The organism is Streptomyces sp. MnatMP-M17, from assembly GCF_900091995.1.
GTDB lineage: Bacteria > Actinomycetota > Actinomycetes > Streptomycetales > Streptomycetaceae > Streptomyces.
This window is the reverse complement of sequence record NZ_FMDK01001022.1, coordinates 1-1,485: the sequence shown is the minus strand read 5'-3', so window position 1 is coordinate 1,485 and position 1,485 is coordinate 1. Positions and strand designations below refer to the sequence as shown.

The window sequence follows — 1,485 nt, the reverse complement described above, 5'->3', positions numbered from 1 at the left end:
CCCCCCGCCCGCCACAGCCGTACGGTCCGACAGAGCCGTGTCGGCCCCGGCCTGCACCGACGCGGCCTGCTCGGACTCGGCGCCGCCGCACGGCCCGCAGCCGCCCGCCCGGTGCTCGGGCAGCGTCGTGGTGCCCGCGCCCTCCACCTCGAAGCCCGCGTCCGCGATCATCTCCAGATCCGCCTTGCCCTCCTGGCCCTCGCTGGTGAGATAGTCGCCGAGGAAGATCGAGTTGACGAGATGGAGGGCGAGCGGCTGCATCGAGCGCAGATGCACCTCACGTCCGCCCGCGAGCCGCACCTCCACGTCCGGGCAGACGAAGCGGGCCATCGCCAGAATCCGCAGACAGCGCTGCGGAGTCAGATTCCACTCCTCGGCGAGCGGTGTGCCCTCGAACGGGATCAGGAAGTTGACCGGCACCGAGTCCGGGTCGAGCGCACGGAGCGAGAAGACCACATCGACCAGATCCGCGTCGCTCTCGCCCATACCGGCGATCAGACCGGAGCAGGCGGAGAGACCGGCCGCCTGCGCCTGCCGCACCGTGTCCACCCGGTCGGCGTAGGTGTGAGTGGTGGTGATGTCTCCGTACGTTCCCTCGGACGTGTTGAGGTTGTGGTTGTACGCGTCGGCTCCCGCGGCACGCAGCCGCTCCGCCTGTCCGTTCGAGAGCAGCCCGAGACAGGCGCACACCTCGACGTCCTCGTTCTGCTCCTTGATCGCCTCGATCGTCCGTGAGACCCGGTCGACGTCACGGTCCGTCGGACCGCGTCCGCTCGCCACCAGACAGACCCGCTTCGCTCCGCCCGCCACACCGGCCGCCGCCGCCTTCGACGCCTCTTCGGGCTTCAGCCAGGTGTACTTGAGGATCTCCGCCGTGGAGCCGAGCCGCTGCGAGCAGTACGAGCAGTCCTCCGGGCAGAGCCCGGACTTCAGATTGACCAGATAGTTGAGCTTCACCCGCCGCCCGAACCACTGGCGGCGCACCTTTCCGGCCGCGGCCACCACTTCGAGCAGATCGTCGTCGGAGGTCGCCAGTACGGCGAGCGCTTCTTCGCGGGTCGGCAGCTCGCGCCGCAGGCCCTTCTCCACCAGCGTGTTCAGCAGGTCCATGGTGCCGATCCTGGCCTAAGCGAGCACCTCGAAGCCAGGGAGGAACCCGACAACACCACCGGAACGAAGTGTGTGCATGGCCACATCCTGACCCGGTCCGGCCACGGTTAAAGTCTGTGCGCACCCTACAAAAGGACCGCACATGGCGCAGGATCCCTCCGACCGGACCGATCCCTTCGACTGGACCGACGACGAGGCGCGCCGCCGTGAGACCGCGGGCCTCGTCCGTACGCTCCGCCCGCGCCCGGCCGACTCCACTCTGCTGGATCTGGCGAGCAACGACTATCTGGGCCTCGCCCGCCATCCCGCGGTGACCGGTGCGGCGGCGGACGCCGCCCGCCGCTGGGGCGCGGGCGCCACCGGCTCCCGGCCGGG

Annotated in this window: 1 protein-coding gene and 1 pseudogene; one reads left to right on the top strand and one right to left on the bottom strand. The window is 70.0% G+C overall.

Features of this window, described 5'->3' with window-relative positions; all coding sequences use genetic code 11:
* Window positions 1-1,110: biotin synthase BioB (bioB, locus tag GA0115259_RS35335; protein ID WP_093604446.1), on the bottom strand; the 1,110-nt coding region annotated here is incomplete at its 3' end.
* 142 nt (window positions 1,111-1,252) lie between these two features.
* Between bioB and GA0115259_RS35330 the strand changes: the two are divergent.
* Window positions 1,253-1,485: pseudogene (locus tag GA0115259_RS35330) on the top strand (8-amino-7-oxononanoate synthase); the annotation flags it as partial.